Source organism: Chitinophaga flava (assembly GCF_003308995.1).
Classification (GTDB): Bacteria; Bacteroidota; Bacteroidia; order Chitinophagales; family Chitinophagaceae; genus Chitinophaga; species Chitinophaga flava.
On sequence record NZ_QFFJ01000001.1, the window covers coordinates 637,667 to 662,392 of the forward strand.

Sequence of the window (24,726 nt, forward strand, 5' to 3'; positions counted from 1 at the left end):
GGATGACCGCTTTATATTTTTCTGCTACTTTTACGAGCAGCTCTCCTTCATACGGATTGTGGCTACAGGGTTTTTCGAGGTATACATGTTTGCCTGCCTTGGCAGCCAGGATGGCGGCCGGTGCATGCCAGTGGTCTGGTGCCGCTACCACCAGTGCATCCATGTTTTTATTTTCAAGGGCTTTCCGGAAATCGGGTACTGCCTTGGGTTTGGCCTGTGTGATTTTAAAAACGCTGTCGATACATTTTTCTGCTGCGCGGGTATCCACATCAGAAACAGATACCACTTCACAATTTTTTTGGCGGGCATAGTTGTTGGCCAATGCAAGACCGCGGGAATTTACGCCCATCATACCTACACGTACACGTTCGTTGGAACCCATGATACGTGCATAACTGGCTGCACTGAAACCCGGCAGCATACCACCCAGCATGATGGCAGCAGTACCTTTGGTTGTTTTTTTCAGGAAGTCTCTACGGGACGCCTTCATAAGCTTTCAGATTTTTGGGTATTGGAATTACAGGTTATTAAATATTGATGGCGGGCAGGGCAACGGGTTTTCCGCCTTTACGTTTGCTTTCTTCGGCCGCTTCCATAAACGCCAGGATCTCCAGTGTCTCTTCCGGTTTTACCGGAGGCACGCCTGTACGGAAAAAGGTGGCGATCTCCTGCAGCAGTGCATCGTAGCCTTTAAAAGGGCCTAACAGCTGATTGCCTTTTTCGCCGAATACGCGGCCGCCAAAATCATCGGGACTGTTGCGGGTACCTCTGAACGTGCCGATGCGATCATCGCTCCACTGTCCTACTACCACATCATTACCGGGGGTATTAAAGCGGGTAACGGTTTTGCAGCCGCTGCCCATTACCGCGAACAGCGTTTCTACTCCGTGGATACCATACCAGAACAAATCGGGATGTGTTTTTTCCAGGGCGGCAGGACTGAAAGTATCAGCACCGGTTACTTTACCGATAGCTCCCTGTTGTACTTGTTTGACGCTGTCCATAAAACGCAGGGCAGAAGAAGAAAACATTGGTGCGTTGTACTTTTTTGCTGCCTTTACAATGGCAATACCATCTGCGAGTGATGCCGCCAGGGGTTTATCAATGAAGATTTTTTTCCCTGCTTTGATGACCGGCATAGCTTGTGCCAGATGCGGACGGCCATCATTGGATTCCAGCAATATCACATCTGCTTTTTCCAATAGTGCAGCCATTGAATCCACGATCTCCACTCCCATTGCTTTTACTTGTTCGATATACCCTGGCAGTCGTTTTTTATTCAGCTCGATGTCGGGGCTTGTTTGCGGAAAGGCCGCCACTACTTTCATTCCTTCCAGACCGGGTACTGTTACCGGGTTGTTGAAATTTTTGGTGAAAGCGATTGCATGGGAAGTATCGAGGCCGATGATACCGATGCGGATCAGTTTATCAGAATGACTGGTATTCATGCCATACAAGGGCCGGAGGTTTCCTAATAAACCTGCTCCGATGCCGGCCAGCGCGGTATTACGGATAAAGTTGCGGCGACTGTTTTTCATGTTGGAATTTTTGCGGATACTTTTATAATTGTAAGGACTACACTTACCGGTGTCCTATTATATATCTGTTCACAGTTGGCCTCTCTTGTAAATTTCAGTTGATCACTTCATTCCGGAGTAATAAATTTCATTTTCCGGGTACGTACCCGAAAAATACTTCTTTTTTTGAGATTGCACAATGTTTTTTTATAAAAAATGATAAACGCTTTCTTTTATTTCCCGAAGAATGTACCTATCTTTCGGTAACGTACCCGGAAAAATGCCGATCATCATCCAAAATCAATACTACAAGGGATATCATCCCTATATCAGCAGGTATCTGCATACATCTGAAAAAAGTAAAAATCAACCTGATGTCATCACCTGGAACAACAATGGAAAAAACGCCGGCAACTGCCAACGGCAACGTTCAAAAAAAACATAGCTATAAGGCCTGGTTACAATCACTCGGGCCAGGACTCATCACCGCCGCACTGGTATTCGGACCCAGCAAAGTCACCATCGCTTCTATTATGGGCGCAAGCTATGGTTTCTCCTTATTATGGATTGTGGCGGTAGCTATCTTCTTCATGATCATCTTCACCACCATGGCTGCACGGGTGGGCATCGCCACCAGCGAATCCTTACTCAGCACCATCAGCCGCAAATGGGGGATACCGGCACGCATCGTCATCGGAGTGGGTGTATTCCTGGTAACAGCCTCCTTTCAGGCCGGCAACTCTATTGGCGCCGGTATCACACTGGCAGAAGCCACCCATTCCAGCAAAACCATCTGGATCATCGTCTGTAATATCGCTGGTATCAGCATCCTGTTTTTCCGCACCTTCTATAAGATGCTGGAAAAAATTATGATAGGACTTATTATCATGATGTTGTTTGCCTTTATGGTAACGATGATCCTCTCCCACCCCCCTGTAACGGGCATTGCCACCGGTTTTGTTCCGACCGTACCTACGGGTTCACAAAAACTTATCATCGCCTTTATGGCCTCCTGCTTCTCTATTGTGGGCGCTATCTATCAATCCTATCTGGTACAGGAGCGTAAACGTTTAAGACCAGAGGTTAGCCTCACCGGAAAAGAGACATTGCCCGGTATGCTGATACTTGGCTTCATGAGCGCCACCGTGATGATCTGCGCCGCTACGGTATTACACCCCGCCGGCATCAAAATCAATAACGCCACCGATATGGCCATCGCACTGGAACCCGTATTTGGCAACGCCGCTTCCGGATTATTCCTGGTAGGCCTCTTTGGCGCTTCCTTTTCTTCCCTGCTAGGTAATGCAGCCCTGGGTGGCACCTTACTGGGAGACGCCCTCGGTTATGGCGGGCAACTCAGCTCCGGCATAGTTCGTACATTCATTGCCGTTATCATGATCATCGGCGCCAGTGTGGCTATCACTTTTGGCAAGCTGCCACTGGAACTGATTGTGCTTGCACAGGCTGTCACCATTTTTATCGTACCGTTTATCGGCATTGCGCTCTATCTTGTAGCCAATGACGCCACCGTCATGGGACCGCTGAAAAACAACACCTTCACCAACATCGCCGGCGCCATCGGGCTGATAGTGATGCTCCTGCTGGCCGTAAGCAACGCCATCACCCTGTTCTTTTCGTAAACCATCCTTACAAGTTACCGCGTATATGAAACGTATCCGTATCCTCCTGCTGATCCTGGTATTTGCCACAGGCATCTATTTCCTGCTAAGACCCTCCACGAGCGGCTTTCAACAGCCGATAGAAGCTACCCTTCAACTGGACAAGACCACACTCGGCATCAGCACCATCGTATCAGACCTAAACGTACCCTGGGAAATAGCCTGGGGCCCCGACAACCAGATCTGGTACACCGAACAAAGCGGCACTATCAGTAAAGTAGATCCGCATACCGGCGTAAAAAAACTGTTACTCAGCATCCCTGATGTATACCGTCAGCGCACACTGGGCCTCTTGGGTATGGCCATACATCCGGATAAAAAGCTGCCTTATGTTTTTGTAGACTATACCCATCTCAACAAAGACTCTTCCATCGTATCACGGCTGGTGCGTTATACCTATACCACCGATACCCTGAAAGACCCGCTGCTACTGCTGGAGCTGCCCGGTAATACCGGACATAACGGCTCCCGTGTGGCCATCTCTCCGGATGGTAAAGTGTTGCTTTCTACCGGTGATGCCGCCCATGATCAGCTTGCACCAGACACTGCATCGCTGAATGGTAAAGTGTTACGCCTCAACATCGACGGTACAGTACCTTCAGATAATCCTTATCCTGGCAACTACCTCTGGTCCAGAGGACATCGTAATATTCAGGGCCTCGTGTTTACCGATAAAGGCCGGCTCTTTGCCTCCGAACATGGCGACGCCACCGATGATGAACTGAACCTCATTCAAAAAGCCGGCTACTACGGATGGCCCAGCATAGAAGGTTATGCAGACCGTCCGGATGAAAAAGCCCATGCCGACTCCTTCCCTTTCATCGCACCACTCAAAGCCTGGACACCTACGATAGCACCCGCAGGTATAGACTACTATCACTCCGATAAAATACCGGAATGGAAAAACAGCCTCCTGCTGGGCACTTTGAAAGCTGCCAGTCTCCATGTGATACACCTCAGCAGCACCCAGGATGCTGTTACCAGTGAAGACATCTATTTCTCCGGTAAGTACGGCCGTCTGCGGGATATCTGCATTTCTCCGGAAGGCGATGTCTATATCGCCACCAGTAACCGCGACTGGAACCCGGGTAAAGGATTCCCGTTGCCACATGACGACCGTATCCTGCGCATCGCTGCACTCCGTCCGGGAGAGAAGGTACCGGCCACGGCTACACGCGAAACAGCCAAAGCTGCTACCGTAACTGCTGCCAGTTCAGGCGCCGGCATCTACAAAAATTATTGTGAAGCCTGTCATAAACCAGATGGCAAAGGTGTACCGTCCTCCTTCCCAGCCCTGGCAGGCAATAAGCTGGTGACCGGCGATGCGAAGCCGCTGATACAAACCATCCTGCAGGGCCGCAGCGGCGATACCAAAAGCAAAACCAGCACCTACAGTGAACAAATGCCCGCCTTCAACTTCCTGAAAGATGAAGAGATCGCGGCCGTGGCCACTTACATCCGCAGCAGCTGGGGCAACAGCGCCGACAGCATCAGCACTGACACCGTCACCAAAACAAAACAGCACTGACAAATGAAACCTGCCACCATGAAGCAAAATATTATCTTTGCCACCATAACCACCGCATTATTGTCTTGCGGTACTAGCCATCAAAAACAATCCGCCATGCACCTGATCGCTTTAGATCCCGGGCACTTCCATGCCTCTCTGGTACAACAACAGATGTATCCCGGTATAGACTCCACCATCCGGGTGTTTACACCGGAAGGTCCGGAAGTAAAACAATACCTGGCCAGTATTGAGCGGTTCAATCAACAAACCGATCCGCCCGTACACTGGGCTACCGACGTATATACCGGTCACGACTATCTGGAGAAAATGCTGCAACAGCCGCCCGGAAATATTGTGGTGATCGCCGGTAACAACCGGCTAAAGGCAACGTATATACGCCGTTCTGTACATGCCGGGCAACATGTGCTGGCAGACAAGCCCATGGCTATAGACGCCGCCAGCTTCGATTCCCTGCAGGCCGCCTTTCAGGAAGCCGCCGATAAAAAAGTACAGCTGTATGATATCATGACAGAACGTTATGAAATCCGTAATACCCTCCAGCGTGAACTGGCACTGCTCCCCGATGTATTTGGCACATTGGAGCCAGGCAGTCAGCAAGACCCTTCTGTGGTAAAAAACAGCGTTCATCATTTCAAAAAACTGGTAGCCGGCAAAACCATGGTACGTCCTGCATGGTATGTTGATGAAACACAGCAGGGAGAAGGGATTGTAGATGTGACCACCCACCTTGTAGATCTCGTGCAGTGGACTTGTTTCCCGGAGCAAACCATCCACTACCGTACAGACATACACGTAGACAGCGCCAGACGCTGGGCCACTCCCATGACATTGCAACAGTATTCAGACATTACCGGACAAAACAGCTTCCCTGAATATCTGCATAAAAACATCAGCAAAGACAGCATACTGCAAGTATATGCCAATGGCGCCTTTGACTATACCATCAAAGGAATACATGCCAATATATCCGTTACCTGGAACTACCAGGCGCCTGAAGGTACCGGCGACACACATTATTCCCTGCTCCGCGGAAGCCTCGCATCCCTGATCATCCGCCAGGGCGCCGAACAACAATACAAACCAGTATTGTACATAGAATCCACTCACTGTCACGACAGCACCTATACGAAAATGGTGGAATCCCGTATTGCTGCGCTGACACATAAATACCCAGGCCTGTCTCTCAAAAAAAATGACAAAGGCTGGGAAGTGGTAATACCGGAAACACTGGCTAAAAAACACGAAGCCCTTTTCGGCAAGGTGATGCAGCAGTTCCTGGAATATATACGGAACAACAACATGCCTGCCTGGGAAGTACCCAATATGCTGGCCAAATACTACACTACCACACAGGCGCTCACTTTAGCCCAACAAACAGCGTCCCGTCAGTAGCCTTATATTTGCAAAAATTATAACCATTTTTATCATGAAGAAAAAAGCGGCCGAACAACCCCTCGGCGTAAAGGAAATCGCCAGAAGAGCCAATGTAGCTATCGCTACAGTGGACAGGGTTATCCATAACCGGCCAGGTGTTTCCCTCAAAACAAAAAACAAAATAGAACAGATCATACAGGAACTGAACTACCAACCGAATATACTGGCGAGACGACTAGCATCCCGAAAGGTGCTGCGTCTCGCTACGCTTATCCCGAAAGTCTCCTCCGAAGAAACCGACTTCTGGACCCTGCCACTGGCCGGCATTCAGAAAGCAGAAGAAGAGATCAAACAGTTTGGGGTAAAAATAGAACCTTATTACTTTGACCTGAATGACCGGAAATCTTTTGTGAAGACGGCCAAACAGATGCTGAAAGATCCTGCTGATGGCATTTTACTGGCTCCTTCGTTTATAGAAGAATCTGTTTCGTTTATCCGTTCCTGTAGTAAACTGAACATCCCCTACGTTTTTATCAATTCAGATATTCCTCAACAGGAAAGCCTCTGTTATATAGGTCCCGACCTCTTTCGCAGCGGTTATCAGGCCGGACAGCTCGTCCATTATTGCACACCGCGCCACAGCGGCATACTCGTGCTCAACATCTCCCGGGAAATAGAAGACCATCACCACCTCCTGCGAAAAGAAGAAGGGTTGAGAGCCTACTTCAAAGACAGCAAAAGGCCGGTCATCAAATGCGATATCCGGCAAACAGACCAGCGATCTATCGAAAAAGAATTATCGAAAGCGCTGCAACATCACCCCGGCATCAAAGCCATTTTTGTCACCAACTCCAGAGTAGCGGCTGTTTCCCACTATCTCGAAAAAAAAGGCAAAAAAGATACCCTGCTCATTGGTTATGACTTCACGCAGGAAAATGTGCTACGCCTCGATCAGGGCCACATCGATTTCCTCATCTGTCAGCAGCCGCAAGAACAGGGCTATCGCGGCATCATGGCTTTATATCAGAGTCTTGTGCTGAAAGTACCGGTAGAAAAAACACATTTTATGCCTATTGATATCATCACCAAAGAAAATCATCAGTTTTATTGTGATTTATATGATTTTACTGATTCTCCTGATAAGCGAAGAAAGTGAGGTTAAAAAATGATTTTAGTTTTTCGCCCTTATATCTGCTTATCAGGAGAATCAGTAAAATCATATCAATCACAGTTACGCATAACGGATATAGAAGTACAACACCAGCGCTGTTATAAATCCCCACCAGAGTGTTGGATTACGCCAGCCACGGGATTGACGCAGCAGGTCCGGCGGCAGTTTTAAACTTTCGCGGTTCCAGATAAGTCCTTCCAGACGGGCTTCAGGCACAGGTTTGGTGAGCAGACTCACGCCGGCGCATACCAGCATACAACTCCAGAAAACGATGCCGGTACGGTTAAAGAAAGGCATAGCCGGATAGATGATTTCCATGGCGATAGACAACGGGATTGTGAGTAAGCCAGCTGCCAGCGCACCTGCATGCGTAGTACGTTTCCACAGAATACCCAACAGAAACATGGCTGCAATACCAGGCGTAAACAAACCATAAGCATTCATCAGATACAGGAAGACCGGTTTTTTGGATTGTGTCAGAAACAACCCTGTGCATAAGATGCCGATCACAATGATGACAGCACCGGCCCATCTGCCGAAGCGCACCGCTTCTGCTTCCGTAGCCTTTTTACGGAAATAGGGAAGATAAATATCTACGGTAAGAATCGTTGTACAGGAGTTGATCGCTCCCGAAAGATGTGACATCACGGCAGCTATCAAACCGGCCATCACCAAGCCTACCAGGCCGGTGGGCAACAGTTTCTCTACCAGTGTGGGGAACAGCAGATCAGGTTTTTCAAGATGAGGAAATAGTTTAGGTGCCACTAGTGCCGGCACGGTAATGATAACAGGAATCAGGAATTTGAGGTAGTCGCCAAAGACCACGCCCATGCGCGCATGCCATTCGTTTTTGGCGGCCAGCACCCGTTGTACGATAAACTGATTGGTGGCACAGTAAAATACACTGATACACAATACACCCCCCAGATACATGGTCCAGGGAAAATCGGGATCGTTGGCAGGTAGAATGAGGTCCCAATCCTTTACGGTATCTGTAATGGCCGATACACCTCCTGCAGCGTTGACGGTTGCAATAGTGAGTGCAATACCCCCCATCACCAGTACAATCAACTGCAGCATCTCTGTGTATATCACCGCCCGCAGACCGCCGGCAATCGTATAAACACCGGTGATCAACGCCAATATCACCACGCTGGTCATCACTGAAATACCTAATAGAGAATGTAATGACAACGCGCCCAGATATAATACTGCACTTATTTCTACGAGCACATAAGTAAGCAGGATCAGACTGGCGTAAGTAGTTCTTGCAGCCGTTCCAAAACGTTTCTCCAGAAATTCAGGTACTGTATAAAATCCGTTGCGGATATAAAATGGAAGGAAGATCCATAACAAGGCATTGAAGCCCATGAGGATGGCGCCCCATTCCATGGCAATAGCCACAAAACCGCGGCTATAGGCTACGCCCATGGCCCCTACCAGATGATGGCTGCTGATGTTGGCAGCAATGATGCTGCCACCGATCATCCACCAGGGCAGTTTATCACCGGCCAGAAAATAATCCCTTTTTGTTTGCTGGCCTTTGCGGGAGGCATAGATGCCCAGGCCAATTACGCCCAATATATACACTCCAAAGATGATGGCATCGAGTAAGGTCAGGTTAAGGTTCATGCGGATTGGATCATTCGTTGTGAAATAGTGATGGCAGTGTGGATCAATTGTTCCAGCGAACCTTGCTGAAAGGGTGTTTGCCATACAGTATAACTGTGATGGCTAAACGATGCTGAAGGTGGCAGATAACCAGCATAACCGTTTACAATATTCATAACGGCCACAGTTGCCGGAGCCAGCTGTTGCCGTAGTTCCTGCTGAAGCAAAGAATAGGCCTCGTTGGGCTGTCCGGCGAGTATCGTATTTCCCAGCCTCCATATCCATAGCGGCATTTTTGCCACAGTGCCTTCGCCTACAGTCTTACGGATACCTCGCTGACGCCACAGCCGTTCTTTGATCACATGATGTTCACAGGTGGCCCATGCAGCTTCTATCTCCGCCAGTGAAGGCATCGGTTTCAGCGGCATTTCCACCAGCGTCATTTCAGCCAGCAGCGTGGTAGTCGCCGGGGCGGGTGTTTTTTTCCAGATACCCAGCGAAGCACCGGATTCCACCACGCCGGTAAAAGTAAGCGTAGTATCCGGTGGCAGCATCCCTTCCAGTACAGAGAGCACAGCATAACCCAGCTGACGGCCATAACCATCGGCCAGCGAAGTATCACCACTGTATTGTTCTGCAGGCGATAACTCACCGGAAGCGCCCTGCAAAAAGAGGCAGGGAGCCGCAGTAGCAGCTTCCACTACGGTACGCATTCCACCAATATAGTCGGGCGACAGCAGCTGGTTTTCCCAGGCCAGCGTGGTAGGATGACAGGCATAGTTTACAATAGTGCCGGTCACCTTACCGGCGTTGTCTGTAATACGGCCTACCAGCACCGTATCATCAGCGCTGACAGCAGGGTTGTACCCTACTACCAGGCGATCACCGCCAGGCTCTGGGAAATCGCGGTTCACGGCCAGGTTACAGCTCCCATATTGCCAGGTGAGCGTTGCCGGCTGTGCATCTGCCAGTGCGCGGCGGATACAGCTGACAGCCTTCTCCTGCAACTGCTGAAGATATGGAATGATATATTGACCACCGGGTTTGCCCGCATCTTCACTGAAAGTACTGGGGCCCGCGTGGGTATGAGTCAAACAAAACATCAGGCGTTCTTCCGGCAGGGACAAGGCCTGTAATATGCCCTGCCGCAGTGTTTTTTCATCGGCAGCACTTTTCCACCAGCCCAGGTCAGCAGATACTAACACTAACGGCTGTACGTTCTTATCGGTTTGAAAAGTGATACAGGTGAGGGTCAACGGCATATGAACACCTGCCGCCACATCATGGGTGGCAGCTCCCCAATTGCGTGCAAAGATGCCCACCGGCGGCGTAATGTCTTCCCTGGATAGGCCTATTATTCCGTGATAGTTCGTCATGTTTCAATTTTGTTACAACAAAGACAATCCGCCATCCATCAGCAATACGCTGCCGGTGATATGTCTGTTTTCCGGATCACACAACCGTACTACCTCCCGGGCCACCTGCTGCGGCGTAATCAGCTGCCGTACCGGTGTTCTGAGACGAGCCAGCTCTTTCTGCTCCGGTGCTTGTTCCCATACCGTCCGACTAAGTCCGGCATCTACATAACCCGGCGCGATCTCGTTGACCATAATACCATGCGGAGCCAGTTCCAGTGCCATACATTTCGACAACATCCGCAAACCAGCCTTGGATACCGAATAGGCCGGAATATGACTGTGCACCGCTTCAGCAGCCCAACTGCCCACAAACACCACACTCCCCATGGCAGCCTTTTCCAGCAACCGACTGGTAACGGCACGGGCTATATGAAAAGCACCATCCAGGTTTACCCGCAGCTCTTTACTCCATTGCTCCGCTGTAATCTGGTAAAGACCGGCAATAGTGACAGTAGCCGCATTGGCCACCACCATGCTCACCAGCCCCAGAGCTGCTTCAGCAGCCTGTAACCAACTGTCTACCGCCGCTGCATCAGACACATCTACCTGTGTATAATGACAAGGCACACCGATAGCCTTCAGTTCATTCAGCAGAGGCTCTGCCTTCTCTGCGGGCTGAATATCTCCCAATGCAACACCTGCGCCCTGCTCCGCAAACGCAATGGCCACAGCCCTGCCAATGTCGCCCAGGGCGCCACTGATCAGGACTGTTTTTTCTTTCAATAATTTTTTCATACCCATTATTTTACCAGTCACCTACACTGCCGTCTTTATAAAAAGTACGCTGTAATACTTCCTGCTGAAAAGGATGTTTTTTCACCACCGCTTCATTGATTTCTATTCCCAAACCCGGACGGGCATTGGGTTTCACAATCCTTCCCTTTTTCTCTACCGTAAACCCTTCGCTCACTACTTCTTCGCGCCAGGGCACATCATTGTGCACACTTTCACAAATACTGTAAGATGGTGTGGCAAAGCCCAGTTCAATGGAAGCAGCTGTACTCACCGGTCCCTGCGGATTATGTGGCGCTACAGCCACACGGTAAGCTTCTGCCAGCGCAGCAATACGTCTTACTTCACTTAATCCGCCGCAATGGGTGATATCCGGCTGTATAACACTCACCGCGCGCTTCTCCAGCATATCGCGGAAAGCATGTACGCCCACCAGCCTTTCACCGCTGGCAATCGGCGTTTTCACCGCATGTTGTATGCGGGCAATATCATCCATCGCTTCCGGCCAGCAAGGCTCTTCAAAGAAATAAAGTCCGTATGGCTCGAGCGCCTTTGCAAACTGCAGCCCCATCAACGGACTAGGGCGTGCATGGCAGTCCACCATGATATCAATATCTTCTCCTACAGCATCACGCATGGCCTTTACACAGGCTTCCGCATAACGAATGGGACGTAACCCTTCCAATGGCATTGTTTCCGGCACGGCCATGGATTTAAAGGCGGTAAACCCTTCTTCCACGGCACGTTGCGCCAGCTCCCCAAAACGGGCTGCATCATCCGGCCTCGTCTCATAAAAATCTTCCATCTTACCACCACCCAGATGACAGTACAGGCGGATGTAATCCCTTACTCTTCCACCCCACAGCTCATGACAAGGTACACCATGTATTTTGCCGAGGATATCCCATAACGCGATGTCGATACCGCTGATAGCCGTGCCCCTTACAATGCCGTTGCCATGCCAGAAATGCTGACGGTACATCATCTGCCAGAGATATTCAATACGGCGTGGATCTTCTCCTATCAGCAGCTGGCTGATATCTTCCACCGCACCTACTACTGCTCTGGTATGCCATTCCAGTGTGGCTTCTCCCCAGCCCCACAGTCCGGGCTGGTCTGTCACAATTTTAATAAAGATCCAGTTACGCATCCGCGCGTGGCAAACCTGTGTTTCTATCGCCGTTATCTTCATAGCGCTGCTAATATTGATTGGGTTTTTTCCAGTGTTTCTTCGATGTCCTGTGTCGTATGCGCATAGGAGATACTGCCTTGTTTGATCGGTAAGGGGAAGTTAAAGATCCCTTTTTCGATCAGTTTCAGCCTGTATGCTTTATCAAACGCAAAATCATGATGCTTCAATATGTCGTGATAATCTACTGGCATATGGTCCATAAAATACACACAAAAAGCGGAACCCTGGCGCGCAATCTGAAAAGGACGGCCTGTAGTCCGGAAGATGTCCTGCAGGCCGTTTTCCAGCAACTGTCCCAGCGCGTTGACATGGTCGTATACACCAAACTCAGGAGCAGCCAGCTTTCGTACAGTGGCGATAGCTGCCGCCGTGGTCAGCGGATGCGCATTGAAAGTTCCTGCGATGAGCACTTTTTTGTTTTTATCAGGATGGATGAAATAGTCCATGTATTTTTTCTTTCCGGCGATAACGCCCACCGGATAACCATTGGCAACAGCTTTACCGAAAGTGCTGAGGTCAGGCGTAACACCGCACAACTGCTGATAACCACCCAGCGCATGACGGAAGCCTGTTTTCACTTCGTCGAATATCAGCAGAAAACCATGTTCATCGGCCAGTCGGCGTAATGCCTCCAGATAGCCCGGCTGAGGCTTCACCACACCGATGTTCTGCAGGATAGGCTCCAGCAGTATGCCCGCCACCGGATAACGTTGCAGGATATACGTTACAGAGTCAATATCGTTATAGTTGATCACATGCACCAGAGAAGAATGTCCTTCCGGAATACCCGCAGAAAGGGAATCAAACGGATATTCACCCGGACTCACCCTTTCTCCTATATCTGCCAGACTGCTGATCACATTACAGGCCACATCGTTATGCCAGCCGTTATATCCGCCCTGCATCACGATAATATGTTCTTTACCAGTAACGGCACGGGCTATACGAATAGCATGATAGGTAGCTTCTGATCCGGTGGTGGTGATCTCTATACTTTCTGCCGAAGGCACACTTTCACAAAACAATCGGGCAAACTCCCCTTCAAGGTTGGTAGGCCCCGCACCCATCAACAGCGTTTCATTGTCCAGCGCGGCACGCACCGCCTTGTTTACATCAGGGTCATTATGCCCCAGGAAAGAGGCCGCAAAGCCGGCCTGGTAGTCGATGTATTCATTTCCTTCCAGGTCACGGACACGGCTACCCTGTCCGCTAACGAAACAGATATTGGGGTCTGATTTCCGGTTGAGCGATACCACGCCACCGGGTATCCATTGTTCATTGCTTTTTAAAAGCGAGGATGATTTGGGCCATGCGTTCATCATAGCGATGTTGTTAAAATTTTGAGTTAAAAAACCTGTCTCCACCTCACCTATTCCACATTGCTGATGGACACCCCATTGATGCGGCTGTTTTTAATAACGGCGCCGGAAGATTTCATCAGCAGGTCGCCCTGTATGTGCTGATAGTGGATGTCTACCTGGTTTATGTTGAGCGAATCGATGACTGTGCGTTCGTCAAATAAAAACTGCGGATTGGCGTAACGACGTTCCTCCCTGCGCACACGACTGATATCCAGCCGGTCTATCACTGAGCACTTCACACTAATAACGCCGTATACCGAAGCCAGCCCCGGATGGGAGGAACGGGCATAAACATTTGTTCCCGACACATCCCATATTTTCACATTGGAGAAATAACCTGTTTTATCGAAAAGACTGTAAAACAGTACAGAAGCCATGGCCGTATTACCATGCACCTGTTCGATATGGATATCACTCACCTTCCTGCCTTCAAACGTGTAAAAAGCCACCGCTTTCAGTGCAGGAATGGAATCATAGATATTTTGCGGGGTAATATTACGGACTGTGATGTCTTGATAATCACAAGCCGGAAACGGAGACATCCTTCCCTGGAAAGAAGCGCCACCAGCGGCAAAAGCGACCAGATCATCATTAGTAAAACCAGCGATATTTTCTATCAGGACATGATTGCCTCCTCCGGTCACACCATCACCATTCTGCATCAGCGCGCTGGTTTGTTGTGCATCTTTAAAAGGGTTTTGCTGAAAGTGAATATCGTGAATATGTACAGTGTCACATTCCATATAAGCAATACCCCAGCTGCGGGTACTATCTATCTGCAGACCCGCCACTTCCAGGTTTTTCACCTTGTAGAAAAACATACCAAAACAAAAGGCAGAACTGTCTACTGTACTACGAATGGTACGTGTCTGGCTCCAGCCGTTGCCATTCCATTTTCCACCCTTTACGGTAATATATTCGTTTCCGTTAGTCAGGTCTTCGTTTTGCAGAAGATAGGTATTAGCGGAGGGCTTCAGTTCTATATATGCATCCGGGCTGGCTTCCAGCGTAAAACGGGATGGTAGTTTGATAGATTGTGTAATAAGATAGTGCCCCTTTGGAACAAATATTTTTCGTGTACCGGTCTTTGCAGCTTGTTTGATTGCTTTCTGAAAAGCCTTGCTATCATCTGTTTTTCCGTCCGCCAGGGCACCACAGGCACGCACATCTGTGGCATGCTGCGCATGGGATGTCATACAGCCCACGACAAGGAGGCCACTGAAGATAATCCGTTTAACTATGCTTATGCGGTATAACATCCCGTGTGCTTAAAGTATATAATTGGTTTATGATTTAGTATCCTTCATTTTGTTTGAGTACTCCAGGCGTATATTGATCGATCTGTCGTTGCGGTATCGGAAAAACCGCCATGGTAGCCTTGGGAGACAGTGTTACTTTAGTAGCGGTACTGGTAGCCGGATTGTAATCTCTTTCTTCGCTGGTCATGACCGTCATGAATCTGCCGGTACGTACGAGATCTGTCCAGCGTTCATTTTCGTAGGCCAGTTCCAGTTGTCTTTCCTGCAACAACAGATCGAGGAAACTATCAGCACTGGCGATATCTGCCGCAGTGTAATCATGGGAAACATCTCCAAAAGCGCGTTCCCGAATAGCATTGAGCTGTAATAAGGCATTGCCTTTATCACCGGTGTTGTATAATGCTTCCGCATACAACAACACTACATCTGCCAGCCGCAATACCGGCAGGTCTTGTCCGGAAGTAGAACCCGTAAATTTCGTAGCGTATTTTTTCACGTAAGGGCCCCATGCCGGGGGATCGTTGGGAGAAGTAGCCTTCACCACATAGTCTGAAATAGTAGATGCTTTACGGGTATCGCCAGTTACATATTTTTTATTGAGGCTCCAGGAAGGGAATGCGTATTGGTTGCCGGAGCCCACAATACCAGCCAGGCCTCCGATAGGTGCAAAGTCAATGCCCAGCGAATGTCCGTTGGAGCCGTCTGTATATTTAATCGCCAGTATGATCTCCTTGTTATCTTCTGTAGCCAGGCTCCAGAGTGTGGCGAAGTTAGGTTCCAGCTGGTAGTTAAAATCCCGGATGGTTTTCTCCAGATAGGTTTTAGCGTTGGTCCAATCTTTACGATATATGTAAACTTTTCCGAGCAGGCCGGTGGCAGCGCCTTTGCTGGCGCGGCCGCGTATAGCCGTGGCTGGCGCCGGCAGCAGATCGATGGCTTCTTTCAGATCGCTGATAATCATATTATAGATCCTGTCGGCTGATTCGCGGGGCATATTTTTAGCTTCGCTGATAGAAGGTGTTTTCGTTACCAGCGGCACACCTCCATATAATCTTACCAGATCAAAATAAAAGAGCGCGCGCATAAATTTTGCTTCCCCGGTAAACTGTTCTTTCTTACCTGCAGCATAATCTATAGGCCTGTCGATATTCTCCAGCACAGCATTGGCTCTTCCGATACCATAGTAGGATTTTTCCCAGAAGTCTGCCACCGCTGTATTTTCGGCGTTTACAGTCAGGTAGTCCAGATCATTGACACCAGGCATAGCGGTACCCATATACAGGTTATCGCCGGGCATTTCCATCAGGATATAATCTTTGGGCTTGCGGTCCTGCATGCTGCTGTAGATGCCGATCACCGCCTGGTCCATATCATTGGCCGTTTTATAAAAGTTGGTGGTGGTCAGGGAAGAATCGGGTGTCATGTTCAGCAGACTGTTAGTACAACTACTGCCGGCGAGCGACAGGAGCAGGAGCGGTATATAGATTTTATTTTTTTTCATGGAAAACGCTTTTGCTGATTAGAAGTTAAAATTGAATCCCAGCGCGTAGATGCGACTGATAGGCTCTGCTCCGTAGTTGGCGCCGGGCATGCTGGCAACACCGTTCACCTCACCTTTCGTATGTCCTTCCGGGTTATACCCATGGAATTCTTTTTTGGTGAAGATGAATAGGTTGCTGGCAGACAGATAAACCCTGAAGTTGGTTACCCGCAGCCTGCGGATAAGGGATTCCGGCAGGGTATACCCCAGGTTCACATTACGAATGGCGAGAAAGGAGGCATCTTCTATATAAGCGTCAGACATTGTCTGGAATCCCAATGTGTTGAGCGCGCTGGCGGGCACTTTGCCATTACCCGGATCGGCGGCAGACCACCACTGGTTTTCTACCAGGGACCGGCGCATAGCGCCCAGCAGCGCACCCTGGTAGAACTGATTTTCGTAGTTGTACATTTTCGCACCCAGCGAAGCCTGCATGGCAATGCTCAGGTCGAAATTGTTGTAGGAGAAATTGTTCACCATTCCAAGAATAGCCTTGGGCTGGAAATTGCCCAGGACCTGTTTATCATTGGCATCAATTTTTTTATTACCGTCTTTATCTTCAAATTTAGGATTGCCGGGTCTGGTGCCTGCAATACCGGGATTGGCGGCGATATCAGCAGCATCCTGATAAACACCCGTAATCTTATAACCATAATAAGAGAACATCGGCTCTCCTACTCTGAGTATCCAGTTCATATTGGATGAAGGATCTGCGATGATCACATTGTTTACACCACCCAGGTCTTCCACGGTATTTTTATTTTGGGAGAAGTTGAAAGAGGTTTGCCAGTTGAACTTACCCACGATATTTCGGGTATTCACTTCAAACTCTATTCCTCTGTTGCGTATCTGCCCGATATTGGTCATGGTGGTGCTAAAACCGGTAGTGGCCGGCACTGGCATACTGTACAGCAGATCGTTGGTACGTTTATCGTAATAATCAAACACCACGCTTATACGATTGTCCAGCACAGACAGTTCAGCACCGAGGTCTATGCCTTTCGTTTTTTCCCATCCCAGCATACTGTTGCCATAACTAACAGGCGCCTGACCTTTGGTGACGATATTACCCGGAGAATAGAATGTATTGCCCATCAGGCCCAGATACTGGAAGTCGCCAATATTAAAGTTTCCGGTCACGCCATAGCTGACCCTTACTTTCAGGTCACTAACAGGTTTGAAGTCTTTCAGGAAACTTTCCTGTTTTACGCGCCAGGCGGCAGATACAGAAGGGAAGTAACCCCATCTGTTATCGGGTCCGAAGCGGGAGCTGGCATCTGTACGGATGGAGGCAGACAGCAGGTATTTGTCTTTATAACCATAGTTTACCCGGGTGAAATAGGAAATGAGTCCCCACTTACTTTTGACGGTATTGCTGTTGGGTGCCAGGGTGGCGTTGCCCATCGTATGTACGATATCGTTATTATAGCTACCTGCTACTGCATATAGGTTGACGGACTTGCTGTCGTTTCGCTGATAGGAAGCACCGGCAATAGCGGAGAGATCGTGGCCGCCTTTGAAGGTGGTATTGTAGCTCAGTACGTTTTCATTGAGCACATTGATGTTGTTGCTGGTGATGTCAGTGCCGGAGTTTTTAGCGGCACTGGTGGCCCAGGAAGCCTGGAATTCGTCGCGGTTGCTGAAGTCCATGGTAGTACCTACAGAAGAGCGGAAGGACAATCCTTTGGCCAGGTGTAGTTTCAGATAGGCTTCACCGATATTACTGAAACTGCTGCCATAATATTCAGAGCCCTGAAGGGTGGCCATTGGATTTACCTGTCCTGTTACAACGGCGCCCCAGTAATCACGGGCATTGGGATAGGTACCATTGGGCCGCTGTACCTCTGCAAAGGAAGGGTATTTGGAATAGTTAGGAATTTCAGAAGGATTATACCGGCGTTTGGAATAGGAAGGATTGAGCATAAAACCCACGCTGACAGCTTTGCTGGCCTGTACGTCCACATTGGCTCTCAGGCCGTAGGTTTTGAACCAGGTATTGACCATGGTACCTTGTTCGTCTTTATAGGTAGCTGCCACATAATAAGTGGCTTTATCGGTACCGCCGCTGGCGGAGATATTGTAACTCTGAATGGGAGCTGTTCTCATCACGGCATCCTGCCATACCACATGGCCTGTTTTAAGTACATCACTTACCTGATAGGCTGCAGGCCTTCTGCCATCGCCCCATACAGGCAGTGTTACCTCGCCGCCTACCCAGGCGTATTCCCTGTTCTGGTATTTGGTAGCATATTGATAGTATTCATCACCGGTGATCCAGTCGTGATGCACGATCGCTTTACCCAGACCGGCATATCCGTTGAAGTTGAATTTGGGTTTGCCTGCCACGCCTTTTTTCATGGTCACGAGTATAACGCCACCGGCTGCACGGGAACCGTATATAGCGGCAGAAGACGCGTCTTTCAGCACTTCTACGGACTGTACATCGTTCATATTGATCATGCCCAGGTTGCCGCCGGGGATACCATCGATGACGATGAGGGGATCGTTGCCGGCGCTGATGGAGCCTATACCGCGAATACGGATAGTGGGTGCTGAACCGGCCTGGCCTCTGGACTGGGATATATTAACTCCGGCCATACGTCCAACCAGGGCTGCTTCCGGCCTGCCGGCGGGTACCTGGTCGAGTATTTTATTTTCTACTTTCGCAACAGCTGCGGTCACGGAGCTTTTTTTCACGGCGCCATAACCAATCACTACGGTTTCATTAAGGGTGGTTTTACTTTGTGGCAGAGAGATGTAAACATTATTGCGGTTGCCTATGGCTGTTTCTTTTTTATCATAACCCAGATAAGAGAAGGAAAGTACGTCTGCACTGCTGGCGCGGATGGTGAAATGGCCTTCTGCGGTAGTGGAAACGCCGGTTTTAGTGCCTTTGATGAAGACGCTTACACCGGGAAGGGCCATCTGGGTGGCGCTGTCGAGGACAGTACCCTTTATCTCCCTGACCTCCTGCGCTATCAGCTTTTGTGACTTGCAAATACCTGCGAGGATCGCCAGCAGGGTTGCAAATAGGTAAAGGTGTTTTCCTTTCATAATTCTGGTTAGATAAAATGGTTAGATAAAATGTGCCCGTGCGCATTGCTACATCAATGCACCAGTTGACATACCATCCTTCATGATGGTTGAATAAATTAATTCGCGTTTTATTGAACCGTTCACTGTGTTCTTATGTGGCAAGAATACATGTCGGCATTACAGGTGGATGATACGGGCACGACTACACGATGCTTCGGCACCGCCCGTAAGTTTCACATAACGTTAGCTTTAGTACCAACCAGGAATGGTCAGTTGTTCGCCACTTTGTTTACAAATATATTCAAATTTTGTAAACAAAAAAATATTTGAAGGAAATTATCAGAAGGGAGAAAAGTACAGTTTTAGTGATACAGAAAAGGGGTTACTCTACCTCCAGGGTAGTTACTTCACCACGCAGCAGATGCTTTACCAGCGCTTCTTCCGCCTTTTTTACGTCTTTATTTTTCAGTGCATGCAGGATAGCCCGGTGTTCTTCATCGGTTTGTTCATAGTCATCCATCTGCACCAACATCTTACCCAGCTTCATATGGAACAGGGGTATATTACTGGATTGGTATATCTCCATCAGCTTGGCATTGCCAGCCATGGCCACCAGCGTTTCATGAAATTTCATATCCGCCTCACAGGCACCGCCCAGATAACCACTCTTTACCATATTGGTAAAGTCATCACAAATCTTCTCCAATGCAGCAATATCTTCTTTGTCTGCTTTCTGAATAGCCAAGCGGATAGCGCCCAGCTCCAGCAGCTCCCGCAACTCCCTCACCTGGTGTATATCCTCTGCAGTCATGGATTTCACGAAGTATCCACCCTTTTCACCAAATACCACCAGGTTCTCCCCCAGCAGGCGCGTCAGCGCTTCCCGCACAGCCATACGGCTTACTTCGGTCTTTTTAGCCCACACATCTTCCTTCAGACGCATGCCCGGCACCAGCTGGTTGGACAGTATCTTGCGACGCAGTTCTACATATACTTTATTAGCTAACGAATCTGTTTTCATAGTAAATAATGTAAACGAAATATTTATTCAAAAGTAAACAATTTTAGAATAGCGATCCAGTTTTGGCGGTCAACATTCCTAAAATTTACAGAAAACTACTGCTTTGCCTCCAGTAACTGCCCCACAAAATCCCGGAACTTCCGGCTGCTATAGTCAGCAGCCCCTGTCTCCCGGAAAACGATACGACCCGCCTTATCAATCACCAGCGTAGTAGGCAGCGTACCGGAATATACCTTGTCAGGCACCTCACCGGCCATCAGCGCCACCGGCAGCTGATAACCATGCTCCTTCATAAACCCCTTCGCCTTCTCCACATTACTATCCGCATCCACCATCAGGAAAACAATATCCGGTCTACTCTTCAGCTCCTGATACAAACCATCCAGCGAAGGCATCTCCGCCCTGCAGGGAGGACACCACGTAGCCCAGAAATTAATAACCACTACCTTCCCTCTCAACTCAGACAAAACCACCGGCAAACCTTCCGCCGTCAGGAACTGCATCTCCGGCGCCATATCACCATGCCCATCAGCAGGCACTCCAGGCTGAAACAGCCCGATCTTCATCAACTGCTGCAGAAACCATACCTTGCCACCAGGGATCAACGCCACAGATAACACCCCCGCCAGCAACAAGCCATATAAAATATTGGATAACGAAAAATAAGCTCTCATAAGCTCAATATAACAAAAATCCCAGGGCTGAAGCCCTGGGCTATAATTGTTTTGTTAAAAGACGGCATGTTATGGTTATACAGATGTTTTACTTAAAGTGCTATAAATGCATAAACAGAGCCTTTTGTATAAAAGTGCTAAAAAATTGCCTAAAACAAACATGAACTGTTGCATAAAGCTCCATTAATCATCCAATATAGCCCAGGGCTTTAGCCCTGGGGCCCGAGATATTTAGGCAATGAAATATTGATGATATGATCCCAGCCACCAGTGAAGCTTTCGCGGGTGAAGGACTTGAGGTGCTGTGGAAATGTTTCCAATCCGGCGTGGGTTAATGTCAGTTTTGTCTGGTTTCCTTCCTGCGACAGTTCAAATGTAAGCAGTGATTCGCCTTCATAATTTTCATACTTCCAGGTGTACGATAGTTTCCTGCCAGGCACTACTTCCTTTACCTCGCAATGATGAACATATAATATTCCTTCGTCTTCACAATCAAAAGTGAAGGAAAAGCCAACTTCCGGCTTAAAATCTGACACATCAAAATACCATTCCCTCATTTTCTCTTTTACTGTCAGTGCCTCCCAAACTTTGCCCATCGGGGCATTAATGGTACGCTCTACTATCAGTGGTTCGTTTTTCATAACAATGATTTTTAATGATGATGAACTATTTCTTTTTTTTCTTCTTATGATTATCTTCTTCCAGAAATGCTTCCAGAGCATCCAGTTTACGATCCCAGAACTTCCGGTAATGTTCCACCCATTCAGACACTTGCTTCAGCTGACGCAGGTTAGCCTTGCAATACCGCTCCCTTCCCTGCTGCTGTATGATAATCAGGCCACATTCTGTCAGTATTTTTACATGTTTGGATATAGCTGGCCTGCTGATATCAAAATGATCAGCCACCATATTCAGACTCAACGACTGGTTGGCCAACAAATGAATGATGTCCCGCCGCGTTGGGTCAGCAATCGCCTGAAAAACGTCTCTGCGCATAAATAACTTTTAAAATTCTGTAATCGTTCGGTTACAAATATAGGTAACCGAATGGTTACGGAAAAATTTATTTTCCGGATGCCTCTTAAACCGCTATAGATAAGTATTTAGAAGAGAGGGGGCTAAGTTATTTGTAAAGATGTTGGTCCTTGATATAATCGATGCCATGTTTTTTCAGGTAGCGAATACCCCAGTCACTCACAAACTCATACAAAGGCGCCAGAGACTTACCATCCTCCGACAACGCATATTCCACCCGATAAGGCTTCTTAGACAAAATATTTTTAGTGATCAGAAAATCCTGCTCCAGCTCTTTTAATTGCTGGCTCAGCATTTTCTCAGAGACACCCGGCAGATTCTCCCGTAACTGTACATAACTACGCTGTCCGAACTGATGCAAATGCGCCAGTATCAGCAGTTTCCATTTGCCTCCGATAAAGCCCAGCGTCACATCTACCGGACAGGTGTATGTTTTATCGTTTAAGGTTATCATAACCGGTATCCTACTTTTTGGTAAGTTATTGATCACCACCACAAAGCCACTTAGCTTTGTGATAGTCAATATCCATCATAAAAATATGAAAACACTCGTCACCATTATCACACTTTTCATTATGTACCCATTCACATCCACCACCTTCTCAACGGAAATCATCCGCTACAACATCCCGGAACAGGACCGTCCGCATTTTGAAGCAGCCTATGCTGAAGCCGGTAAATACCTGCAAGCCTCCCCGTATTGTTTAAGTTACCAGGTACTACATGGCAACGAAGAACCACAGCACTATATCGTAGTCATCCACTGGACCTCACAGACAGACCATCTGCAGGGATTCCGTAAAAGTCAGCAGTTCCCGCCTTTCTTCAACCTCGTAAAACCATTTTACAACAATATTGAAGAAATGAAACACTATGATCCTACTCCTATCCAATGGGTAAGAAAATAGCCTTTTTTCGCTAATTTAGAAACATGACAAACGACAAAAAAATACCCACACTATACGAATGGGCTGGCGGCATGCCGGTATTTGAAAAACTGACAGATACCTTTTATAAAAAAGTACTCGCAGATCCTTTACTAGAGCCCGTATTCAAACACATGAGCACGGAACACCAGCAACATGTAGCTCACTTCATCGCAGAAGTCTTCGGTGGCCCCAAGACCTACAGCGAACAGGAAGGATCTCATTTTAAAATGGTCCATAAACATCTCGGCAAACATCTCACCGAAGAACATCGTAAAAGATGGATAACACTACTCCTCGAAACCGCAGATGAACTGCAACTGCCCGATGATCCGGAATTCCGCTCCGCGTTTGTAGGATACATCGAATGGGGTACCCGTATTGCTGTGATCAACTCCCGGGAAAACACGTTGGATATGGATAAGGAACAACCCATGCCTAAATGGGGCTGGGGTGAGACAGGTGGACCGTATATACCTTAATACTGTTCAGGGGCTGATGCTTTATATACATCAGTCCCTGAACAGTATTTATTGCATTTTATTTTTTCTCTCTAAAGAAAACATACCATAAGAACTTTCATAATCAGGTCAGTTACAATTGGAAGAAAACTGTTTTGTCCTGAAATAGATTTACATCAAATATGTAAATCCATTTCAGGACAAGACAGTTAATCATTCACGCTGTCTATGTAACTCTTCTATATACAATTCTGCATCATAGAAGGTTAAATCACCATTATAACTTAATTCAACTAAACATTTATCTACTGTAAATAAACCTGAATCATATTCAACGTATTTACCAATCCCTACTATTATATAATAATGTAGTCCTCCAATAACATCATAGTCCACAATATACTTAATAACATGAATGTCATCTTTTTGACTTAAAATTTGTTCCGTATAAATATTAGTACCAATATTTGGTATAGATACACAGTATTCTCCGTTACTATTTATTGTGTAATCCCTATCATTACAATAACCAAACAAGTCTAACCGTAACTTTTCAAGAGTAAAGCTACTTTGAAGAATTTTTTCTATTTCCATTGAATGCATTAATAAACAATATATTCATTCATTCCCCCTTCATCGTCTATATGCCTTATCATATTCAAACAGGGAAACACAACCAGATAATCACCATACTCAAAGAACTCCCTGTTGAAATAATCCTCGTACCAGTTGGCAAAACTGGTCATCTCATTTATAGACAGGGCAAACACCCACTTCTTCACATGTCCTTCATCAGAAATTAATAAGATACTTTCCCGCTCTCCTACCGACGGAAAGAAAAAGTCAGCAAAATCCAGTAGGGTCAGGTCTTTATTGGCGTTCCATCCTTCTATCGCCTTTCGCTCGATCTTCTTAAACCGGAGCCCCAACATTGCATCAAACAAAGCGTTGCTGCTGATAAGGTCTTCATAAACCAGAAAATCTAATTTAGTATTTCGAAGCCGCCCAATAGCCTCTTCCCTGGAAATAATCCAATCCATATTCAGTTGACATTGCAAAATATTAATAACACTACATTACTCACGGTAAAGGGAATACGAAAGTCCAACCCTCCAAAAATATCAATAAATCATAATATTACCTACCATAACAAATAATAAATATCTTTATCTCCCACCACGTCCTAAT

At 47.7% G+C, this 24,726-nt stretch carries 22 protein-coding genes and 1 pseudogene; 6 read left to right on the forward strand and 17 right to left on the reverse strand.

What is annotated here, in order from left to right; translation table 11 throughout:
• Nucleotides 1-4 precede the first annotated feature (4 nt).
• Both DF182_RS32825 and DF182_RS02285 read right to left on the reverse strand, forming a co-directional pair.
• Nucleotides 5-490: pseudogene (locus tag DF182_RS32825) on the reverse strand (Gfo/Idh/MocA family oxidoreductase); the annotation flags it as partial.
• Between the two features lie 37 nt (nt 491-527).
• Nucleotides 528-1,538 carry a Gfo/Idh/MocA family protein gene (locus DF182_RS02285; RefSeq protein ID WP_113614063.1) on the reverse strand — a complete coding sequence of 337 codons (1,011 nt, stop codon included), beginning with the start codon at nt 1,536-1,538 and terminating at the stop codon, nt 528-530.
• Nucleotides 1,539-1,891: 353 nt separating this feature from the next.
• On the opposite strand from DF182_RS02285, the gene DF182_RS02295 reads away from it, so the two are divergent.
• Genes DF182_RS02295 through DF182_RS02310 form a run of 4 tightly spaced genes read left to right on the forward strand, consistent with a single transcriptional unit; the run spans nt 1,892 to nt 7,257 of the window.
• A complete protein-coding gene (locus tag DF182_RS02295) occupies nt 1,892-3,157 on the forward strand; it encodes an Nramp family divalent metal transporter (protein WP_245957352.1) in 1,266 nt (421 codons plus the stop codon).
• Between the two features lie 25 nt (nt 3,158-3,182).
• Nucleotides 3,183-4,724 carry a PQQ-dependent sugar dehydrogenase gene (locus DF182_RS02300; RefSeq protein ID WP_113614066.1) on the forward strand — a complete coding sequence of 514 codons (1,542 nt, stop codon included), beginning with the start codon at nt 3,183-3,185 and terminating at the stop codon, nt 4,722-4,724.
• A gap of 18 nt (nt 4,725-4,742) precedes the next feature.
• Nucleotides 4,743-6,119 (forward strand): putative oxidoreductase C-terminal domain-containing protein, encoded by a 1,377-nt coding sequence (locus DF182_RS02305; protein ID WP_211327030.1) that lies wholly within the window; start codon nt 4,743-4,745, stop codon nt 6,117-6,119.
• 34 nt (nt 6,120-6,153) lie between these two features.
• Nucleotides 6,154-7,257: a LacI family DNA-binding transcriptional regulator gene (locus DF182_RS02310; RefSeq protein WP_113614068.1), complete on the forward strand. Its 1,104-nt coding sequence runs from the start codon at nt 6,154-6,156 to the stop codon at nt 7,255-7,257.
• 75 nt (nt 7,258-7,332) lie between these two features.
• Here DF182_RS02310 and DF182_RS02315 read toward each other — a convergent pair whose 3' ends face one another.
• The 13 genes from DF182_RS02315 to DF182_RS02375 form a co-directional block, all read right to left on the reverse strand.
• On the reverse strand, nt 7,333-8,904 hold the full coding sequence (locus DF182_RS02315) for an SLC5 family protein (protein ID WP_113614069.1): 1,572 nt from the start codon (nt 8,902-8,904) through the stop codon (nt 7,333-7,335).
• A complete protein-coding gene (locus DF182_RS02320; RefSeq protein WP_113614070.1) occupies nt 8,901-10,259 on the reverse strand; it encodes a neutral/alkaline non-lysosomal ceramidase N-terminal domain-containing protein in 1,359 nt (452 codons plus the stop codon). Before DF182_RS02320 ends, DF182_RS02315 begins: the two co-directional genes overlap by 4 nt.
• Nucleotides 10,260-10,271: 12 nt before the next feature.
• Nucleotides 10,272-11,036, reverse strand: a complete 765-nt coding sequence (locus DF182_RS02325) for an SDR family NAD(P)-dependent oxidoreductase (protein ID WP_113616745.1) — start codon at nt 11,034-11,036, stop codon at nt 10,272-10,274.
• Between the two features lie 10 nt (nt 11,037-11,046).
• Complete coding sequence (dgoD, locus tag DF182_RS02330; RefSeq protein WP_113614071.1) at nt 11,047-12,225, reverse strand: galactonate dehydratase; 1,179 nt, start codon at nt 12,223-12,225, stop codon at nt 11,047-11,049.
• Complete coding sequence (locus DF182_RS02335; RefSeq protein WP_245957353.1) at nt 12,222-13,547, reverse strand: aspartate aminotransferase family protein; 1,326 nt, start codon at nt 13,545-13,547, stop codon at nt 12,222-12,224. Before DF182_RS02335 ends, dgoD begins: the two co-directional genes overlap by 4 nt.
• Before the next feature lie 47 nt (nt 13,548-13,594).
• On the reverse strand, nt 13,595-14,845 hold the full coding sequence (locus DF182_RS02340; RefSeq protein ID WP_113614072.1) for a glycosyl hydrolase family 28-related protein: 1,251 nt from the start codon (nt 14,843-14,845) through the stop codon (nt 13,595-13,597).
• Between the two features lie 34 nt (nt 14,846-14,879).
• The gene (locus DF182_RS02345; protein WP_113614073.1) at nt 14,880-16,346 is read right to left on the reverse strand and encodes a RagB/SusD family nutrient uptake outer membrane protein; all 1,467 of its coding nucleotides are present in this window, start codon (nt 16,344-16,346) and stop codon (nt 14,880-14,882) included.
• Between the two features lie 18 nt (nt 16,347-16,364).
• Nucleotides 16,365-19,439: a SusC/RagA family TonB-linked outer membrane protein gene (locus DF182_RS02350; protein ID WP_113614074.1), complete on the reverse strand. Its 3,075-nt coding sequence runs from the start codon at nt 19,437-19,439 to the stop codon at nt 16,365-16,367.
• A 364-nt stretch (nt 19,440-19,803) separates the two neighbouring features.
• Nucleotides 19,804-20,442, reverse strand: coding sequence for a GntR family transcriptional regulator (locus DF182_RS02355; RefSeq protein WP_113614075.1), 639 nt, complete (start codon nt 20,440-20,442; stop codon nt 19,804-19,806).
• A gap of 95 nt (nt 20,443-20,537) precedes the next feature.
• On the reverse strand, nt 20,538-21,116 hold the full coding sequence (locus DF182_RS02360) for a TlpA family protein disulfide reductase (RefSeq protein WP_113614076.1): 579 nt from the start codon (nt 21,114-21,116) through the stop codon (nt 20,538-20,540).
• A 209-nt stretch (nt 21,117-21,325) separates the two neighbouring features.
• Entirely contained in the window at nt 21,326-21,757 is a 432-nt protein-coding gene (locus DF182_RS02365; protein ID WP_113614077.1) for an SRPBCC family protein, read from the reverse strand.
• Between the two features lie 25 nt (nt 21,758-21,782).
• Entirely contained in the window at nt 21,783-22,112 is a 330-nt protein-coding gene (locus DF182_RS02370; RefSeq protein WP_113614078.1) for an ArsR/SmtB family transcription factor, read from the reverse strand.
• Between the two features lie 127 nt (nt 22,113-22,239).
• Nucleotides 22,240-22,605 (reverse strand): winged helix-turn-helix transcriptional regulator, encoded by a 366-nt coding sequence (locus DF182_RS02375; protein WP_113614079.1) that lies wholly within the window; start codon nt 22,603-22,605, stop codon nt 22,240-22,242.
• Between the two features lie 85 nt (nt 22,606-22,690).
• On the opposite strand from DF182_RS02375, the gene DF182_RS02380 reads away from it, so the two are divergent.
• Together DF182_RS02380 and DF182_RS02385 are read left to right on the forward strand one after the other, a co-directional pair.
• Entirely contained in the window at nt 22,691-23,059 is a 369-nt protein-coding gene (locus DF182_RS02380; protein ID WP_211327032.1) for an antibiotic biosynthesis monooxygenase family protein, read from the forward strand.
• 23 nt (nt 23,060-23,082) lie between these two features.
• Nucleotides 23,083-23,559, forward strand: coding sequence for a group II truncated hemoglobin (locus DF182_RS02385; RefSeq protein WP_113614080.1), 477 nt, complete (start codon nt 23,083-23,085; stop codon nt 23,557-23,559).
• Between the two features lie 192 nt (nt 23,560-23,751).
• Here DF182_RS02385 and DF182_RS02390 read toward each other — a convergent pair whose 3' ends face one another.
• Both DF182_RS02390 and DF182_RS02395 read right to left on the reverse strand, forming a co-directional pair.
• Nucleotides 23,752-24,132, reverse strand: coding sequence for a hypothetical protein (locus DF182_RS02390; protein ID WP_147243320.1), 381 nt, complete (start codon nt 24,130-24,132; stop codon nt 23,752-23,754).
• An 8-nt stretch (nt 24,133-24,140) separates the two neighbouring features.
• Nucleotides 24,141-24,578 carry a hypothetical protein gene (locus DF182_RS02395; RefSeq protein ID WP_113614082.1) on the reverse strand — a complete coding sequence of 146 codons (438 nt, stop codon included), beginning with the start codon at nt 24,576-24,578 and terminating at the stop codon, nt 24,141-24,143.
• Nucleotides 24,579-24,726 lie beyond the last annotated feature (148 nt).

Bases quoted from the DNA above. Each gene is read 5' to 3' on its own strand.
- DF182_RS02375 (WP_113614079.1), bottom strand. From the start codon at position 22,605: ATGATAACCTTAAACGATAAAACATACACCTGTCCGGTAGATGTGACG.
- DF182_RS02350 (WP_113614074.1), bottom strand. From the start codon at position 19,439: ATGAAAGGAAAACACCTTTACCTATTTGCAACCCTGCTGGCGATCCTC.
- DF182_RS02325 (WP_113616745.1), bottom strand. From the start codon at position 11,036: ATGAAAAAATTATTGAAAGAAAAAACAGTCCTGATCAGTGGCGCCCTG.
- DF182_RS02285 (WP_113614063.1), bottom strand. From the start codon at position 1,538: ATGAAAAACAGTCGCCGCAACTTTATCCGTAATACCGCGCTGGCCGGC.
- DF182_RS02395 (WP_113614082.1), bottom strand. From the start codon at position 24,578: ATGGATTGGATTATTTCCAGGGAAGAGGCTATTGGGCGGCTTCGAAAT.
- DF182_RS02315 (WP_113614069.1), bottom strand. From the start codon at position 8,904: ATGAACCTTAACCTGACCTTACTCGATGCCATCATCTTTGGAGTGTAT.
- DF182_RS02295 (WP_245957352.1), top strand. From the start codon at position 1,892: ATGTCATCACCTGGAACAACAATGGAAAAAACGCCGGCAACTGCCAAC.
- DF182_RS02365 (WP_113614077.1), bottom strand. From the start codon at position 21,757: ATGAAAAACGAACCACTGATAGTAGAGCGTACCATTAATGCCCCGATG.
- DF182_RS02355 (WP_113614075.1), bottom strand. From the start codon at position 20,442: ATGAAAACAGATTCGTTAGCTAATAAAGTATATGTAGAACTGCGTCGC.
- DF182_RS02320 (WP_113614070.1), bottom strand. From the start codon at position 10,259: ATGACGAACTATCACGGAATAATAGGCCTATCCAGGGAAGACATTACG.
- DF182_RS02360 (WP_113614076.1), bottom strand. From the start codon at position 21,116: ATGAGAGCTTATTTTTCGTTATCCAATATTTTATATGGCTTGTTGCTG.
- DF182_RS02305 (WP_211327030.1), top strand. From the start codon at position 4,743: ATGAAGCAAAATATTATCTTTGCCACCATAACCACCGCATTATTGTCT.
- DF182_RS02390 (WP_147243320.1), bottom strand. From the start codon at position 24,132: ATGGAAATAGAAAAAATTCTTCAAAGTAGCTTTACTCTTGAAAAGTTA.
- DF182_RS02340 (WP_113614072.1), bottom strand. From the start codon at position 14,845: ATGTTATACCGCATAAGCATAGTTAAACGGATTATCTTCAGTGGCCTC.
- dgoD (WP_113614071.1), bottom strand. From the start codon at position 12,225: ATGAAGATAACGGCGATAGAAACACAGGTTTGCCACGCGCGGATGCGT.
- DF182_RS02385 (WP_113614080.1), top strand. From the start codon at position 23,083: ATGACAAACGACAAAAAAATACCCACACTATACGAATGGGCTGGCGGC.
- DF182_RS02345 (WP_113614073.1), bottom strand. From the start codon at position 16,346: ATGAAAAAAAATAAAATCTATATACCGCTCCTGCTCCTGTCGCTCGCC.
- DF182_RS02310 (WP_113614068.1), top strand. From the start codon at position 6,154: ATGAAGAAAAAAGCGGCCGAACAACCCCTCGGCGTAAAGGAAATCGCC.
- DF182_RS02380 (WP_211327032.1), top strand. From the start codon at position 22,691: ATGAAAACACTCGTCACCATTATCACACTTTTCATTATGTACCCATTC.
- DF182_RS02335 (WP_245957353.1), bottom strand. From the start codon at position 13,547: ATGATGAACGCATGGCCCAAATCATCCTCGCTTTTAAAAAGCAATGAA.
- DF182_RS02370 (WP_113614078.1), bottom strand. From the start codon at position 22,112: ATGCGCAGAGACGTTTTTCAGGCGATTGCTGACCCAACGCGGCGGGAC.
- DF182_RS02300 (WP_113614066.1), top strand. From the start codon at position 3,183: ATGAAACGTATCCGTATCCTCCTGCTGATCCTGGTATTTGCCACAGGC.